Origin of the sequence: Pontibacter fetidus, assembly GCF_010119545.1 — a bacterium.
Classification (GTDB): Bacteria; Bacteroidota; Bacteroidia; order Cytophagales; family Hymenobacteraceae; genus Pontibacter; species Pontibacter fetidus.
Window position 1 is genome coordinate 105,439 of the sequence record NZ_JAAEAA010000004.1, and the last position, 16,202, is coordinate 121,640.

Consider the following 16,202-nt stretch of genomic DNA (forward strand, 5'->3'; position numbering starts at 1 on the left):
ACTAAAAGGCCGCTTCTAAGTCGTAAATAATTTCTTGAATTTGATCGGTGGGCAACACGTGTTTGCTTCTGCGCATGTCCAGCACGGTTATAGTTTCAGGTGAAACGTGTAACAGCTTGCCGGCCAGCACTACCCTGTTGCGCAACACTACCTGCACCACTGGTCGTTCCAGCAGCTCAAAAGTATGTTCTTGCAGCTTGGTTCCGGAAATACGAATCTGGCGTTTGCCCATGTATTAAAGTTGGCGAAACTATAGTTTATCGCCTCCGTGAAGATACGCGCTTTATCCGAGATTTGGAAAAGTTAGCGCTTGAGTAATTGGTCGTATTTGGAGCGGTTGGTCGGGTCAGTTTCAGACAGCAACGTATAAGCGGCCTGTTTATCAGCGGGAGCGGCTGTTTTAAACATATTCAGCAGCTCATCAGATTTGGCTTCGAAGAAGGAGCGAACTATAGCTGCACCTGGTTTCTGCTTATTCAGTTTATTTACATCCTGCAGCACTTCCAATACCGTTTTTCTTGCCTTCTCCGGATTTTCAGCCATCATATCCAATCCCTGGCGGTGCATTTTATAGATACCTTCGCGGAACTGCGTAAACTGCGGATCCTGTAAATTATCGATGAGCCAATACCGGTTGCGGTTACTATCGAACGCTTTCCAACCGGGATAGTTGGTGCCTTGTGAGGCTGCCAGGTTTACTACACTTCGTGCTTTATCAAATGCCTGTCCGCCGCCCATTCTACCAAAGCTGTCGTTATCCATCCCGATGATCAGGTAAGCATAAAAAGCCAGCATCGAGGTCAGGTTAGAGCTATAGTTGTTATCGGCGTATTGCAGTAACTGGGCATTGTTATACTCAAACATCCAGTCCTTATCTATAAAAGTAAACAACGTAGATTCATACCCGGTACCATAGGCCGGCCTCACCGATACTACCTGCACATTGGCCTTAAACATACCGATCTGTGGCATTTCGGTCAGGTTAATTAACAGACGGCATTTGATGCGTTCTTCTGCCCCGTAGGCTTGGTTACTCCAGCGTTGGGTATTCATCAGTTCCTCAATGCGGCTTTGCATTTCGGTAAACAGCTGCTTGTCCGTAGACTGTATCTGGTCGCTGTTCACGACCACATCACACAGCAGTTCCTGGGCCTTCGCACCAAGCGCAGCTATACTTAGTATTACCAGCAAAAGAAGTTTCTTAGCCATGTAGTCGGTCCCAAACAAGGTTTACAATATCCTGCGCCACTTCGGTTTTCTGTTTCAGTTCAAAAGCAGTGGTTTTGCCAGGCTCTATAATGGTAATTTTATTGGTATCGTGTTTAAAGCCTGCGCCCTCATCCCGCAACGAGTTCAGCACGATCATATCCAGATTTTTCTTAGTAAGCTTTTCGGCAGCGTTGGCACTTTCGTTATCTGTTTCCAGGGCAAAGCCAACCGAGAACTGACCCGGCTTTTTCTGTTTTCCTAAGGCTGCTGCTATATCAACGTTCTTAACCAGTTCTATAGTCAGTTCGTTGCCTGCTTTCTTTATTTTTTTATCTGCAACTACTTTGGGTTTATAGTCGGCTACGGCAGCAGCGTAAACTATAATATCTGCTGTATCAGCGTGTTCCAGCACGGCAGCATACATTTCGTCGGCGGTTGTAACAGGTATAACGCTTATACTTTTGTCCTCGGCTTTCTGGTTGGTTGGGCCCGATACAAGTATAACTTTTGCACCACGGGCAGCAAAGCATGCAGCAAGCGCAAAGCCCATTTTACCTGTCGAATGGTTTCCGATAAAACGTACCGGATCTATAGCTTCGTAGGTGGGGCCTGCGGTCAGCAGTACGGTTTTGCCTTTAAACGATCTTTCCTTCACGGGCAAAAAATTTCTGAAGTACCTCTACTATTTCTTCCGGCTCCGCCAGTCTCCCCTGCCCTATTAAGCCACTTGCCAATTCGCCGTAGCCAGCTTCTATTATGTAGTTACCGTAACTGCGCAGCTTTGCAAAATTTGTTTGTACAGATGGGTGCTGGTACATATCCAGGTCCATAGCAGGAGCAACAAAAACAGGGCAGCGTGCTGATAAGTAAGTAGCCGTAAGCAGGTTATCGCAAAAGCCATTAGCTATTTTAGCGACCGTGTTGGCGCTGGCCGGAGCTACAACTATTGCATCAGCCCAAAGGCCAAGTTCCACGTGGTTGTTCCAGAGGCCGCCTTCGTCGCGTACAAAGTGGGTAAGCACGGGCCGTTTGGAGAGGGTAGCCAGTGTGAGCGGGGTTATAAACTCAGAAGCAGAAGTGGTCAGGATAACCTGTACTTCTGCTTCTGCTTTTACGAGTTGGCGTACCAGCAGAGCAGCTTTGTAGGCCGCTATACTTCCGCAAACTCCCAGTATTATTTTCTTATGCCGGAGCATGTGCTGTTATTACAGCGTTTCTTCTGTTGCTTCTTCCTCTTCCGGGTTGCGCAGGTATACTTTACCTTCCAGGAACTCCTCTACAGCAAGGTTGGTAGGTTTTGGCATACGCTCATAGTATTTAGAGATCTCGATCTGCTCACGGTTCTCGAACACTTCTTCCAGGTTATCTACAGTTGTAGCAAACTCGGCCAGTTTAGAGTTCAACTCCTCTTTCAGCTTCACAGATATCTGGTTAGCTCTTTTAGAGATAACCGACACAGACATGTATACGTTACCGGTCTGCTTTGCAAAGTCGGCCATGTTGCGTGTTACGATTGATGATGGAACTGATGCCATAGGTATATATACTTAAGAATTTGCTTGGTTTTGTTTTTCTTTTTTGATTCGCTCCAGCTCTGCCAGGGTGTTGTCGTAGATCTGACCGGCAGTACGTGTAAACTCACTTTCCGGATACTGATCTACAAAGTTCTGGTAATAATCTACCACTTCGTAGTAGCGTTCTTCCTGCTTAGACGGTACACTTTGCTTGGCATACTCATACTGCGACTCAACTTTTAAGTAAGCTGCTTCTTCCGCAAACGGTGAAGACGGGAATTCTCTCTGGAAATTTGTTAACGCTACTACTGCAGCTTTATAGTACTTTATTTTATAGTATAGCTTCGCGCTGTCAAATGCTTTCTGGTCTAACTTACGGCCCAGGTTTTCCAGTATCTCATTGGCTTCTGCCACATGCTCGCTTTCCGGGTAACGCTGGATAAATTCCTGCACCGACTCCATAGCGGTAAGCGTGCTGGCCTGGTCCTGTTCAAAATCCGGCGACTGGTTATAAGCCGATTTCACATACATAAACATCGCCTTTTCAGCTTTAGGGCTGCGTGGGTATGTAGTATAGAAATTGCGGAAATAGGTCTCGCTCAGCAGGTAATTGCCCAGCTCATAGTTGGCATTCGCCTGGTAGAAAAGGGCATCTTCCGCTTGCTCGGTACCTGTAAGCAATGGTGTAACAGCATCCAGAAGTTCGCTGGCACGGTAGTAATCACCTTTCTCGTAATACTTTACAGCGGCAGCATACTTTTGCTGTACATCGTTGCTTTTCAGCAGCTTCTGATAATTACTACAACTTGCAGCTGTAACTAACAGAGCTATAAGCACAACAATATGGGAGAGTCTTTTCTTCATGAACGGGCAAAATTATACAATATCCATATGATTTACAACTATGAATCGGGCCATCTTGAATAAACGCGATACTGTTTTTACCTTGCGCGCTTCAGCAGCCCGCGTTTCGGCTTTGTACTCTTTTTTGATGGGGCCGTACTTTTTTTCGGCGTTTGCTTTTTAGGTGCAACAGCAGCCCGTTTGGCAAATACCTGCGGTTTAGTAGGCCGTAAGTCTGCCAGCCAGGTAAATCCTTGCAATTGCTTGTCGTCCGGCTTTAATTCGTGCGGAGGTATAAAGCTGGCATCCGGATTTACAAGGAACGATATTTTATTCAGTTTATTTTCTGCGAACTGCATCACCATGTTACTGCAGATGGCTTTGTTCATGCCGGTAACCGTTGTATCGCCTTCCAGGGCAAAGTAGATGCTCTCCCCGTTGCCATTTACATTAACCCGTTTAAGGTCGCCGTTGCTAAAAAAAGCGATCATGTTGCGGCCCTTAACCTGGTTATAATTTTTCAAGGTATCCTCTGAGGCCATAAACGCATTGCTATACATATACATGCGGTCTATGTTCTTATTGCGTAGTTGCATGTGTATCGTATCGGCCACCAACTGGTTATTTTCGCTCCAAAGCACTGGCTTCACATTCATGTGCATCACCGAATCGGTACGGTTAAAGCTCAGCGAGTCGCATTTGCCCTGCAGGTCGGCCTTAAAGATCTTTACATTGTTAAAAGCGAACAGCATACTTTTAGTGCCAGCCCCCTGTGCCTCCCTGGATACCAACGAATCAGCAGACAAGTATAGCGTATCTTTTTCCATGATGCTTTCCATTACCGGGCTGCCCGAAACTTTAGCCACGCCTTTGTCGCGCCAGTAACGACCTAATTGCCCGCGTACGGTTATGTCATCTTTCAGCGATTTCAGCGACACGTTCTTTTCGGCCACACCATAGCCTGTGTTTTGGTTATAGTATAGTTTGTCGCCGCCCAACCTGTATTCCGGGGTTAAGATGTAAGCATTTTTACCGAAGTTCGAGACCTTGGTTAGCGTATTATATGTCCCCTGTTCTGCATACAGATCCCCCTTCTGCCCTTTAATAAAAGTTGGACCGGCAAAGTATACTATTTTGCTATGCGTGTTGTAGCGCATGTTCTGGGCAGTAATGTTATAGTCGGCAGTGGCAACTTTTACATTTTGCTGAAAGGTAAATTCTTTGGTGTTGGTATTGTAAGAACCCTTGCGGCTCTCCAGCCTGTTCTCGGGATCAATTAAAACACCGCCTTCTGTATAAGTAGCTATTTTGGTGTTCAGGTCATAATCCATGCTGGGCGTGGTCAGGTTCATGCGTGGGTCCTGCATGGTTACGTTCCCGGTCATGCGGGCTGTTCGCTTTTTACCGTCATAAGATGCCCTATCGCCGGTTATAGTTATAGAGTCGCCTTGTGTGATGCGTACATTCCCGAATGCTTCCAGCATATCCGCATTATCGCTGTACTGGTACACGGAATCGGCATACAGGTATGTTTCTTTTTGCTTAAATTTTACATTGCCCAGCAGTTTATCTATTCGTCGGCCGTTAAAAGTGCCGCCTTTTAAACTATCGGCTCCTATCAGCTCTACCTTGCTGGTTTGTGTTTGTTTCGGCTGTTGCTGCTTTTGCAACACGGGCGTAACTACAGGCTTTCGTAGCTGCGGTACTTGCTGCGTTTTGGCAGGCTGTTGCCTTCTGAGCTGGTTCTGCCCGAAAACTGCCACCGAAAGCAGGGTAAAAACAATAGAAAACAGTAATTTTGTATACTTCATTTAGATTCTTGACAAAGGACAAAGGACGCTGCGACGAAGGACTTATTTCTTATGTCTTTGATCTGACAGTCTTTTGTCCAAACTATACTTCAAAATTAGAAAAAATTTACCAGCACCGCTTATGCTACAGAAAGTTTCAGGTTTTATACTAGCTCATACGCTTTTCCAGCCCGATAGTAAATTGCTGGTAGCTGTAAGCGGCGGCATCGACTCGGTAGTGCTTTGCGAAGTGTTGCATAAACTAAAGTATACATTTGCTATAGCGCACTGCAATTTCGGATTACGCGCCGAAGATGCCGAAGCCGACCAATTGTTCGTCAAAAAACTGGCCAAGAAGTATGACGTACCTTTCTTTACCGAAAACTTTAATACCAAGGCTTTCGCTGAGCAGGAAAAACTCTCGATACAGATGGCTGCCCGAACGTTACGCTATACCTGGTTTGAGCAGATAAGGCAGCAGGAAGGCTACGATTACATTGCCACGGCCCATCATAGCAACGACACCACCGAAACCATATTGCTGCACCTCACAAAAGGCACCGGCATTGCAGGGCTACACGGCATTCCGCCTAAAAACGGCTACATCGTTCGCCCTATGCTATCGGTTACTAAGGATGATATTTTTGAGTTTGTAACCGAACGCAAACTGATCTGGCGTGAGGATGTGTCGAACGAAACAACCAAGTACCAGCGCAATAAGATCAGGCACGAAGTTATACCTGTACTGAAGGAAATAAACCCGAACCTGGAAGAAACCATGCAGCATACCGCCGAGCGTGTAAGCCACGCCGAAGCTATAGTTGCTGCTTATATCGAAGACCTTGGCCGGCAAAGTGTAAAAGAAGCTGAGAATGCCTGGTATATTTCGCTGGTGCCACTGCAAAACGCTACAGGCTTACCCGTTGTGCTGCACGAACTGCTTCGCCCGTTCAACTATAGTTATAGTGTGGTTTTGGAGTTGGTGGATGCACTGGACGGCATATCGGGTAAGCAGTTTGATTCGCCTACCCATACCTTGATAAAAGACCGCGACCAACTGGTGATAACGCCACGTAACCTGGGCAGTTTCGGAAGCATACTTATAAACGAAGGCGACACGCAGGTTGAAGCCGGCAATCTAAGCTTCATTATAAAGTATATAGATGCTGATAAGTATAAACTGAACACCAAACTGTTTGTAGCTGCTCTGGATGCCGAGCAACTCAGGTTTCCGTTAAAGTTGCGAAACTGGCAGGAAGGTGACTGGTTTGTACCGCTGGGCATGAACGGCAAGAAAAAGATCAGCGATTTCCTGATCGACAAGAAAGTACCGGCCAACCTTAAATCGCAAACGCTTGTATTAGTATCTGACCAGTCGATAGCTTGGATCGTGAACCAACGCCTCGATAACCGGTTTAAAGTAACTGACAAGACGCAAAAAGTGGTAGAGATAAGCCTGCAGGCAAAACCTTAGGCTGCGCGACAAAGGACTTTGTGACAATAGATATAAGACCGAATTATACATCAAAAATCTTTTGTCCTTTGTCACATAGTCTTTTGTCTTAAAGTCACGCTTTTAATAATAGATTTTTCTAATTTTACGGGAGTTAACCGAATTCTCAAACTAACATAAAGTATATCCGATAATGAAAGTAACTGTAGTTGGAGCTGGTAACGTTGGCGCAACCTGCGCTGATGTGTTGGCTTACCGCGAAATCGCGAACGAAGTAGTTTTAGTGGATATTAAAGAAGGTTTTGCTGAGGGCAAAGCGCTTGATATCTGGCAGAAAGCCCCTATCAACCTTTACGACACACGCACTGTTGGCGTAACAAACGATTACAGCAAAACTGCTGGTTCTGATGTAGTAGTTATCACATCTGGTTTGCCACGTAAGCCAGGTATGACCCGCGACGACCTGATCTCAACAAATGCAGGCATCGTGCAGTCAGTAACTGAAAATATTGTAAAGTATTCTCCTGACGCGATCATCATCGTGGTTTCTAACCCACTTGATGTGATGACTTACGCTGCACACATTACTTCTAAGCTGCCTCGCACAAGAGTAATGGGTATGGCTGGTATCCTGGATACTGCGCGTTACAGAGCGTTCCTTGCTGAGGCTTTAAACGTATCTCCAAAAGACATCCAGGCGGTATTGATGGGTGGTCACGGCGACACCATGGTTCCGCTTCCTCGTTACACTACAGTTGGTGGTATCCCGGTAACGGAGCTTATCGACGAAGAAACACTAAATGCTATAGTTGAGCGCACTAAAAATGGTGGCGGCGAGCTTGTGAAACTGATGGGTACTTCTGCCTGGTATGCACCGGGTTCAGCAGCTGCCCAGATGGTAGAAGCTATCGTTCGTGACCAGCGTCGTGTGTTCCCGGTTTGCGTGAAGCTGGAAGGTGAGTACGGTATTGATGGCGTTTACTTAGGCGTACCAGTTATACTTGGCAAGAACGGTATCGAGAAGATCATCGAGCTGCAACTGAACGAAGACGAGAAGCAACTGCTTGAAACGTCTCGCGGACACGTAAAAGAAGTAATGGAAGCACTGGACAACATCAACGCTGCCAAAGCTTAACTATAAAAGTACTTATTGATAACAAAAGCGCCGCTTCTGAAAAGGAGCGGCGCTTTTGGTTTTGTCTGAATCAGGATTTGCAGGATTAATGGATGAGCAGGATTCAGAAAAGACATTATATTTGAATACGTTCCAAGTTTTACCAACCGCTGCGAGTTCTTCTCATTAACCGCTATAGTTTGTAGTTATTTCTTATTGTTCTTTTTAAGGTTTTCAAGGAATAGATTAGCTGCCTCCACATCCTTTTTTAACGTGATGATCACGACTCCATCTCTCCCGGCATCTCCGAATTTTTCAGTTGCTTTAGCATCTTTCAAAACTTCCACAGCATCAATCCAGTCAGGAGTAATATCTTTAATAGCAGTGCGTTCTAGTTTATAGTTTTCTGTACCATCTGCCAGTATAATCAAGGGCCTTTTCTCTGTAACCTGGTTAGTAGTTTGCTTCTGCAGCGCACTATCCTGTGCAACAGCATTTCCTGAAACTAAAGCCAGCACTATAGTTAAGCTTGTAAGGATATTTTTCATTGAGTAGGTTGTTTATGTGTACTAAAAGGTAACCATAAATGACTTTAAAACCTAGGCTTTGAATTTCAGCTATAGTTTTATAGTTGCTGTTTTCACCTCACCCTAGCCCTCTCCTAACAGGAGAGGGAATTTCTACCTTTGTTATAGTTGAAGTTACAGTTCTATAGTTGGCGGCATAGTGCGGACAGGTCGCGACCTGTCCCTACGAAAATACTAACACGATAAAGCTATACAACTATAGCTACTCATTCTAACTATAGCAGAAGCTATCGAGAGATCACAGTCTTTGGGTTGAGCGCCTTGTGAATATCTGGTGCCGCAGGCATTGCGACGAAGGAGCAAAAGAGATTCGCGCAGCGCGATGCCCGAAGACGAGGCCTCCCGGCCATGAGGGAGCCAAACTAACTATAGAACTGTAGGTAAGTAAAGCTCCCAGGGTTAAAGGTAACTATAGAAGGTTAGCTGGGTGTGAGTAAGTATAGCCTTCAACCATAGGCACATAAGATCCCTCGACTTCGCTCGGGATGACAAAAGAAAAACTATAGCAATAGACGCTAGCAGGAGCTGCGCACGCTGCCAGGTCTGGAAAACCAATTTCTCAATTTCGCTCGAAATGACAACCTTACCCTACTCTTTCTGACTTGCCTGAAACAACTTCTGCTTCTCTTCTTTAGATAAACTTTCGTAACCGGAGCTGGAAATTTTATCCAGTATCAGATCTATCTCTTTCTGGCTTGGCTTACCTGGAGTGGTAGTTGTTTTACCGTTTGTTTTGCCCGCAAATGTAGTAGTACGATGGGTTACTTTTAGCTTAGGCTTGCGGGTAAATAATCCGGTAACAAAATCAAAGAAAGCATGTAGTGGGCGGCCCATATCGTTGCCGCGTTGTAGTTGCTTAATAAATAGCCATCCCATTAAAGCACCGCCTAAGTGGGCAATGTTACCACCGGCATTATCACCAACAGCGCCCGAAATAGAAAGTATAACCAAAAACAGCGCAATGTATTTGATGCGCACCGGCCCTATCAGCAGTAGATTGAAAGTATAGTTTGGCAACAACGTGGCAGCAGCTACTACTATAGCCAACACACTGGCCGATGCCCCGATCATGACAGAATTGTAAGCGCGATCAGCAAAGTATGGGATAAAGTTGTAGCTCAGCATGTAGAGCACGCCACCGGCAATACCACCGATCACATACAAGCTCAGCAGCTTTTTATCACCCAGGTACTCGCGTACCAGTTGCCCGAACCAGTACAGGTTAAGCATGTTAAAGATGATATGCAGAAACCCCTGGTGTGTAAAGAAATAGGTAATTAATGTCCAGGGGCGGGTGATGAATTTGCCAAGGTCGGAGTGCAGCGCGATAAAGCTCATGGCTACATCGTACACCCCCGAACTACTTAACAGGTGTAGCAGCGTCCGTACCACGATCAGTACCACAAACACGATCACGTTGATCAGAATAAGTTGCTTCAGCGTGTTGTTGGGTTGCCGGAAAGTGTCTTTTATATCTTGAAGTATACTCATGTATCTGGTTACTCTGAAAGCGGTTTATAAAACACAGATGCTATCAGTTATCTATAAATTAACGAAGTATAAAGTTCAGTAGCTGTTGTATTGCAGGGTTCTATACTTAATACTCGCGGTAATCGTTTCGCCCCCACATTTTTATGAGTATATACGCAAACAGCATTCCGCCGAGGTGCGCAAAATGGGCTACGTTATCGCCGGCTACCCGGTTAAAACCGGTATATAGTTCATAAGCTCCATACATTAACACAAAATATTTCGCCTTGATAGGAAAAGGAATGAAGAGCAGCATCAGCTCCAGGTTCGGGAAGAGCATTCCAAAAGCCATCAATATGCCAAAAACGGCTCCGGATGCACCCAGCATCGGACTGTTAAAGATGGTATCGTATACTTCGCGTACTACATCTTTGCTTTCCTTTACATATTCAGGCCTGTCCGGATTTTGCTTCATGGCTATGGCCAACTCACGACCGGAACCTGGTTTCAGGTGCTCATCCATATAGTTATTGAAAGCAACCGGGCTTGGGTTCTCGATGTAAGCTACCGTACTCTGTCTTAACTCTGATAATTCGTAAGCGCGCACACCGGAGTATAATACACTTGCCCCTAAGCCTGTGATCAGATAAAATGCCAGGAAACGCTGTGAACCCCAGAACCGCTCCAGCATAGGCCCAAAAATAAACAAACTAAACATGTTACTGAACAAATGTCCCCAGTCACCATGCAAGAACATATGCGTCAGAAACTGCACAGGATTAAAATAATCGGAGCCGAAGTGGTAAAGCGCAAACTGCCGGGCATCAAACAAATTACCTTGAAGTATAAATACCACCACGTTTATGATCAGGAGGTTCCTGACCATAGGACTTATATTGAACATGTTTTATTTCGTTTTGAAGTATAAATCCAGCTTACGTAAACAGCCAGGAATCTATACTATAGTTGATGCCAGGTTAAAAACTATCAACAATGTAACAATCAGCAATTAATTCTTCTGGAAAAGCTCGTGCAGTTGGTTAAGCTCCATTATCACAAGCGTCTTCTGCCCGGCCGGCGTATAGTTTGGCACCTGGCAGGCAAAGAGTTTATCTACCAACGAATTCATTTCCAGTTCCGACATACGGGTCTGCAACCTGCTGGCCAGTCGTTTAGCCATAGCGCGCGCAAGGTTCTCCCTTCTGTCTAACTTCAGGGTGGCCATATTGTTTTTATACTGCTCTATCAGTTCTTCCAGCAGTTCCTTTTCGTTGGCCGCCTGCACATCGGCAGGTATAGCATTCAGAATAATCGTATTTCCACCAAAATCTTCGAACTGGAAACCCAATTCCAGGAACTCCGCTCTAAGCTCTTTTACAAGTGCTGCATCTGCCGGCGAGAGGTCTATAGTTTGCGGAAAAAGCAAGGCCTGTGAAATAACAGCTTTCTTTTGTAACGACGCCACATACTTTTCATACAGGATCCGCTCCTGGGCTGCGTGTTGGTCTATCACCATAATACCGGACTTTACCTGCACCAACAGGTACTTCTGATGCACCTGCAGTGTTTTGTTAGAAGTAGCCGGGCTATCAGCGAAAGCATCATCCAACAGGTTTATACTTACTGATGACGAAATGCGCTCTTCACCGGTTGGCTGGTTACGGATAGGTTCGTATAGTTGCTCCCACCCCGCTGAGCTCATTCGTTTAGGGGTTGGCGCCGAGAAACCCGAGGAATAGGCAGTTGTGGTACGCTCCTGCTCAAAAGCTTCTTCGTTTTGCTGTATACGGATAGGCTGTAAAGGCGCAAAGTTCACGTCCCCGTCAAAATCCAGCGATGGGGCAATGTTGTGGGTGCCCAGTGATTTACGGACAGCCGAATGAACTATAGCATACACCGTTTTTTCGTCGTCAAACTTGATCTCAGTCTTGGTCGGGTGTACGTTGATGTCGATCTTATCCGGTTCAATATCAATAAAGAGCACATAAAACGGGTAACTCTCTTTTGGTAGCAAGCCTTCAAAAGCCGTCATCACGGCATGGTTCAGGTAGCCGCTTTTTATGAAACGGTTGTTTACGAAGAAGAACTGCTCGCCGCGGGTTTTCTTAGCAAACTCAGGTTTACCGATATAGCCACGTACGCTCAAAAACGGTGTCTCTTCGTCGCAAAGCGCCATCTGCTCTTTATAGTTGTTCCCGAAAATACCAATAATACGCTGGCTCAGCTTAGCCGACGGCAGGTTAAACACTTCCACATCGTTATGGTACAGCGAGAAAGCGATCTCGGGGTAAGCCAGGGCCACACGCTGGAACTCATCCAGGATATGGCGCATCTCCACGGCATTGGTCTTCAGGAAATTGCGGCGGGCCGGTACATTATAAAACAGGTTCTTAACGCATATACTTGTACCTGATGGCGTAACTACAGGCTCCTGAGTAACAACAGCTGAACCTTCCACGAGCAGTTTTGTGCCGGTATCGGCGCCGTGTGGCTTGGTCTTCATCTCAACTTGTGCCACCGCACCTATCGAGGCCATGGCCTCACCCCGAAACCCCATTGTACGTATACGGAATAGGTCTTCGGTATTTTTTATTTTAGAGGTAGCGTGGCGCTCAAAGCACATGCGGGCATCGGTCTCGCTCATGCCAATACCGTTATCCACTACTTGTATTAATTGCTTGCCTGCCTCCTTCACGATCAGCTGCACACTGGTAGCTTTCGCGTCTATGGCGTTCTCCAGTAACTCTTTTACTACAGAAGCTGGCCGTTGCACCACCTCACCGGCAGCTATCTGGTTTGCTAAGTAGTCTGGCAGTAAATTTATAATATCAGGCATCCGCTATCGGGCTAATTAAATCAAACGATTTGCACAAAATCTGAGCAGCTACAAAAAGCGGCCGGATTTTTGACTTTTACTAATTTGTGAAAACAGAACTAATTCTGATTAAAATTTATTACTAATTTACAGACCGATTAAGAAAAGGCATCCGGAAACTTAAACGAAGACCGATTGCTTTTATCCTTAAATTTGCAAAATCAGCATGTACGGATTTGGGGTGTTGGGTCGTTAACGAACAAAAGGCAAAGGCTATTTTTATACTTATGTGCAAAGCAAAGTATAGCCGCCCACTCAGTTCCTCTGAGGTTTCGGGTTGTCTTCCCGAAGTCAATTTGACTCACCGGATTAACCCCCGTTTCCCATAACCGCCTTTTGCAAAAATAGGCTTAATTTCGACTTGTTCCAATTATATAATACCTGCTTAGGATGTTGAAGAGTTTTAGTTTAGGATTGCTTATACTTATTTTTCTCGGGATGGGGCCACTGATGTCTTTAAAGCCATCAGAAGAAATTGTGGTGGGCATTAAAGAGAGAAACTGGGTAGATAGCGTCTTCAATTCTTTATCTCCTGATCAGCGCATCGGGCAGCTGTTTATGGTGGCCGCCTACTCCAACAAAAACGAAAAGCACTTCCGTGAGATAGATACGCTTGTAATGCGCTATGGCATTGGCGGTTTAATGTTTATGCAGGGCGGCCCGGAGCGCCAGGCTCGCCTGAACAACCGTTTCCAGGGCGAAGCAAAAGTACCGATGCTTATTGCGATGGATGCGGAGTGGGGCCTAAGCATGCGTCTGGACAGCAGTATGAATTTTGCCAAGCAAATGACACTTGGCGCCATGAACGACGAAAAGTATGTGTACATGATGGGCCGCGAAATAGCCCTGAAAATGAAACGCCTGGGCGTAAACGTCAGCTTCTCGCCGGTAATGGACGTGAACGTGAACCCTGCCAACCCGGTAATCGGTAACCGCTCGTTCGGCGAATCAAAAGAAGAAGTAACCAAGCGTGGTATAGCTTATATCAAAGGCTTACAGGACCACGGCGTAATGGCTGTAGCCAAGCACTTCCCGGGCCACGGCGACACAGATACTGACTCACACCTTGCTTTGCCTGTTATCAAACACGATATGAAGCGCCTGACAGAGGTGGAGCTCTACCCTTTCAAGAAATCGTTTGAAGCTGGCGTTATGGGCGTTATGGTAGCGCACCTATACATCCCAGGCATCGACAGCACTAAAAACCAGGCTACTACTCTATCCAAGCCACTGGTTACCGGGCTGCTGAAAGATAAAATGAAATATAAGGGACTGGTGTTTACAGATGCCCTGAACATGAAAGGTGTTGCCAGTTTCTATAAGCCCGGCGAAGTTGATTTAAAGGCTCTGATGGCTGGTAACGATGTGTTGCTTTTCCCGGAAGATGTACCTACGGCTGTTGCTAAGATAAAGGAGGCGATTGCAGCAGGCCAGATTGATACGGTAGAGCTTAACCAGCGTGTGCGTAAAATTTTACACGCAAAATACTGGGTTGGCCTGAACAACTATAAGCCGGTGCAACTGGCTAACCTGAAACAGGATATGGCGCGTCCGTTAGCCACTGTTGTGCAGGAGCAACTATACGAGCAGGCTGTAACTGTAGTAGAGAACAAAAACAACCTGTTGCCTTTCCGTAACCTCGATACCTTAAGTATAGCTTCGGTAGCAGTGGGCGTTGCTCCGGATAACAAGTTCCAGGAGATACTGGGCAACTATGCGCCTGTAGCCAAATTCTCAATCTCTGACCGCTTCGCCCCGGATTCTGTTTTCACGAACATCATTCCGCAGCTCGAAGGCCATGACGTGGTGCTGGTAAGTATCCATAACATGAACAGCACACCGGCCAAAGATTTTGGTATTGGTGTAGCAACACGCGCTTTTATACAGTACCTGCAGGACCGCACCGATAAAAAAGTGATCGTGACAGTGATGGGTAATGCCTATAGTTTAAAGTTCTTTGAAAATGTTAGCTGGCTGACCTGTGGCTACGAGGATAACCCGGTTTCGCAGTCGCTGATGGCGCAGGCCTTGTTTGGGGCACGTGCTGCCAAAGGCAAACTTCCTGTAACAGCTTCGGCAAAGTATAAATCCGGCACAGGCATCGAAACACCATCTTTAAACCGTCTGAAGTATGGCGTACCGGAAAGTGTAGGCATGGACTCTAAAGTGCTGGCCCAGATCGATAACATTGCCCTGGAAGCAATTGCTTACGCAGCAACTCCGGGTGCACAGGTAATGGTGGTAAAAGACGGTACCGTTGTGTTCAACAAATCATACGGGTACTATACTTACGACAAAACTAAGCCGGTAACAAGCAACACAGTTTACGATATCGCATCCATCACCAAAGTAGCTGCTACGCTGCAGGCGGTCATGTTCCTGAAAGACCAGGGCAAGATCAACCTGGATGGAAAGATATCAACGTACTTACCGGAGCTAAAAGGCACTAACAAAGAAGGGCTTATACTTCGCGATATCCTTACGCACCAGGCGGGTTTGCAGGCTACGTTGCCGCACTGGCAGAAAACGCTGGACAACCGTACTTTAGCACAAACTTATTATGCCAGCACCCAGACAGATGTATTCCCGAACGAGGTAACACCGGGTATTTATTCTATCAAATCGATGGAGGATTCGTTGTGGGCCTGGACGGTAAGCTCTAAATTGCTGCCCAAGAAAAAGGATACCAAAAGCTACGAGTATAAGTATAGCGACCTTGGCTTTTATATTATGAAGCGTATGGCCGAGCACATGCTTAACCAGCCGATCGATGAGTTTCTGGAGCAGAATATTTACGCGCCACTGGGCATGAGCACTTTAACCTATAACCCGTTACTGAAACACCCGCGCGAAGTAATTGCCCCAACCGAGGATGACAATTATTTCCGGAAGACGCTGGTTTGGGGAACAGTACATGACCAGGGAGCTGCCATGCTGGGTGGTGTTGGTGGCCACGCCGGTTTATTCTCTAACGCCAATGACCTGGCTAAACTAATGCAAATGAACCTGCAGAACGGTGAGTATGGTGGGCACAAGTTCTTTAATACCCACGTGGTTACTGAGTTTGCCAAAAAGCAGTACAAAGAAAGCCGCCGCGGCCTGGGCTGGGATAAGCCTGCCCCTGATGGCAATGGCCCGACCTCCAATATGGCTTCTCCTTCTACTTTTGGCCATACTGGTTTTACAGGTACAGCCGCCTGGGTCGATCCTGAAAACAACCTGATCTACATCTTCTTGTCAAACAGAGTATACCCGGATGCAGGAAATACAAAGCTCGTTAAGTATAATATCCGGACACGTATTCATGATGTGATCTATAAGGCGATTGTTCCTAAAACATAAAATTT

The 16,202-nt window shown here is 46.1% G+C and carries 14 protein-coding genes; 3 read left to right on the forward strand and 11 right to left on the reverse strand.

Features of this window, described 5'->3' with window-relative positions; translation table 11 throughout:
- Position 1: 1 nt before the first annotated feature.
- The 7 genes from GWO68_RS04125 to GWO68_RS04150 form a co-directional block, all read right to left on the reverse strand.
- The gene (locus tag GWO68_RS04125) at positions 2-232 is read right to left on the reverse strand and encodes a hypothetical protein (protein WP_162345155.1); all 231 of its coding nucleotides are present in this window, start codon (positions 230-232) and stop codon (positions 2-4) included.
- Positions 233-303: 71 nt separating this feature from the next.
- Entirely contained in the window at positions 304-1,209 is a 906-nt protein-coding gene (porD, locus tag GWO68_RS04130) for a type IX secretion system protein PorD (protein WP_162345156.1), read from the reverse strand.
- A complete protein-coding gene (coaBC, locus tag GWO68_RS18010; protein ID WP_317164485.1) occupies positions 1,202-1,864 on the reverse strand; it encodes a bifunctional phosphopantothenoylcysteine decarboxylase/phosphopantothenate--cysteine ligase CoaBC in 663 nt (220 codons plus the stop codon). Before coaBC ends, porD begins: the two co-directional genes overlap by 8 nt.
- Positions 1,845-2,405, reverse strand: a complete 561-nt coding sequence (locus GWO68_RS18015) for a flavoprotein (RefSeq protein WP_317164486.1) — start codon at positions 2,403-2,405, stop codon at positions 1,845-1,847. Before GWO68_RS18015 ends, coaBC begins: the two co-directional genes overlap by 20 nt.
- A gap of 9 nt (positions 2,406-2,414) precedes the next feature.
- The gene (locus GWO68_RS04140) at positions 2,415-2,744 is read right to left on the reverse strand and encodes a DNA-directed RNA polymerase subunit omega (RefSeq protein WP_162345157.1); all 330 of its coding nucleotides are present in this window, start codon (positions 2,742-2,744) and stop codon (positions 2,415-2,417) included.
- 12 nt (positions 2,745-2,756) lie between these two features.
- Positions 2,757-3,587, reverse strand: a complete 831-nt coding sequence (locus GWO68_RS04145; RefSeq protein WP_162345158.1) for an outer membrane protein assembly factor BamD — start codon at positions 3,585-3,587, stop codon at positions 2,757-2,759.
- Positions 3,588-3,664: 77 nt separating this feature from the next.
- A complete protein-coding gene (locus GWO68_RS04150; RefSeq protein WP_162345159.1) occupies positions 3,665-5,377 on the reverse strand; it encodes an OstA-like protein in 1,713 nt (570 codons plus the stop codon).
- Positions 5,378-5,498: 121 nt separating this feature from the next.
- On the opposite strand from GWO68_RS04150, the gene tilS reads away from it, so the two are divergent.
- Both tilS and mdh read left to right on the forward strand, forming a co-directional pair.
- Positions 5,499-6,830 (forward strand): tRNA lysidine(34) synthetase TilS, encoded by a 1,332-nt coding sequence (gene tilS / locus GWO68_RS04155; RefSeq protein ID WP_162345160.1) that lies wholly within the window; start codon positions 5,499-5,501, stop codon positions 6,828-6,830.
- A 172-nt stretch (positions 6,831-7,002) separates the two neighbouring features.
- On the forward strand, positions 7,003-7,944 hold the full coding sequence (mdh, locus tag GWO68_RS04160) for a malate dehydrogenase (protein ID WP_162345161.1): 942 nt from the start codon (positions 7,003-7,005) through the stop codon (positions 7,942-7,944).
- A gap of 185 nt (positions 7,945-8,129) precedes the next feature.
- Here the strand turns inward: mdh and GWO68_RS04165 are convergent, their stop codons facing one another.
- The 4 genes from GWO68_RS04165 to mutL form a co-directional block, all read right to left on the reverse strand.
- A complete protein-coding gene (locus GWO68_RS04165; protein ID WP_162345162.1) occupies positions 8,130-8,471 on the reverse strand; it encodes a hypothetical protein in 342 nt (113 codons plus the stop codon).
- 627 nt (positions 8,472-9,098) lie between these two features.
- Positions 9,099-10,001, reverse strand: a complete 903-nt coding sequence (locus GWO68_RS04170) for a rhomboid family protein (protein WP_162345163.1) — start codon at positions 9,999-10,001, stop codon at positions 9,099-9,101.
- Positions 10,002-10,107: 106 nt separating this feature from the next.
- Entirely contained in the window at positions 10,108-10,866 is a 759-nt protein-coding gene (locus GWO68_RS04175) for a rhomboid family intramembrane serine protease (protein WP_235941926.1), read from the reverse strand.
- A 123-nt stretch (positions 10,867-10,989) separates the two neighbouring features.
- On the reverse strand, positions 10,990-12,816 hold the full coding sequence (mutL, locus tag GWO68_RS04180) for a DNA mismatch repair endonuclease MutL (protein ID WP_162345165.1): 1,827 nt from the start codon (positions 12,814-12,816) through the stop codon (positions 10,990-10,992).
- A 429-nt stretch (positions 12,817-13,245) separates the two neighbouring features.
- Between mutL and GWO68_RS04185 the strand changes: the two genes are divergently transcribed.
- Entirely contained in the window at positions 13,246-16,197 is a 2,952-nt protein-coding gene (locus tag GWO68_RS04185) for a glycoside hydrolase family 3 N-terminal domain-containing protein (protein ID WP_235941927.1), read from the forward strand.
- Positions 16,198-16,202 lie beyond the last annotated feature (5 nt).

Excerpts from the sequence above, each read along its gene's own strand:
- GWO68_RS04145 (WP_162345158.1), bottom strand. The coding sequence starts at position 3,587 with ATGAAGAAAAGACTCTCCCATATTGTTGTGCTTATAGCTCTGTTAGTT.
- tilS (WP_162345160.1), top strand. The coding sequence starts at position 5,499 with ATGCTACAGAAAGTTTCAGGTTTTATACTAGCTCATACGCTTTTCCAG.
- mdh (WP_162345161.1), top strand. The coding sequence starts at position 7,003 with ATGAAAGTAACTGTAGTTGGAGCTGGTAACGTTGGCGCAACCTGCGCT.
- GWO68_RS04125 (WP_162345155.1), bottom strand. The coding sequence starts at position 232 with ATGGGCAAACGCCAGATTCGTATTTCCGGAACCAAGCTGCAAGAACAT.
- GWO68_RS04175 (WP_235941926.1), bottom strand. The coding sequence starts at position 10,866 with ATGGTCAGGAACCTCCTGATCATAAACGTGGTGGTATTTATACTTCAA.
- GWO68_RS18015 (WP_317164486.1), bottom strand. The coding sequence starts at position 2,405 with ATGCTCCGGCATAAGAAAATAATACTGGGAGTTTGCGGAAGTATAGCG.
- mutL (WP_162345165.1), bottom strand. The coding sequence starts at position 12,816 with ATGCCTGATATTATAAATTTACTGCCAGACTACTTAGCAAACCAGATA.
- GWO68_RS04150 (WP_162345159.1), bottom strand. The coding sequence starts at position 5,377 with ATGAAGTATACAAAATTACTGTTTTCTATTGTTTTTACCCTGCTTTCG.
- GWO68_RS04170 (WP_162345163.1), bottom strand. The coding sequence starts at position 10,001 with ATGAGTATACTTCAAGATATAAAAGACACTTTCCGGCAACCCAACAAC.
- GWO68_RS04165 (WP_162345162.1), bottom strand. The coding sequence starts at position 8,471 with ATGAAAAATATCCTTACAAGCTTAACTATAGTGCTGGCTTTAGTTTCA.
- GWO68_RS04185 (WP_235941927.1), top strand. The coding sequence starts at position 13,246 with ATGTTGAAGAGTTTTAGTTTAGGATTGCTTATACTTATTTTTCTCGGG.
- GWO68_RS04140 (WP_162345157.1), bottom strand. The coding sequence starts at position 2,744 with ATGGCATCAGTTCCATCATCAATCGTAACACGCAACATGGCCGACTTT.
- porD (WP_162345156.1), bottom strand. The coding sequence starts at position 1,209 with ATGGCTAAGAAACTTCTTTTGCTGGTAATACTAAGTATAGCTGCGCTT.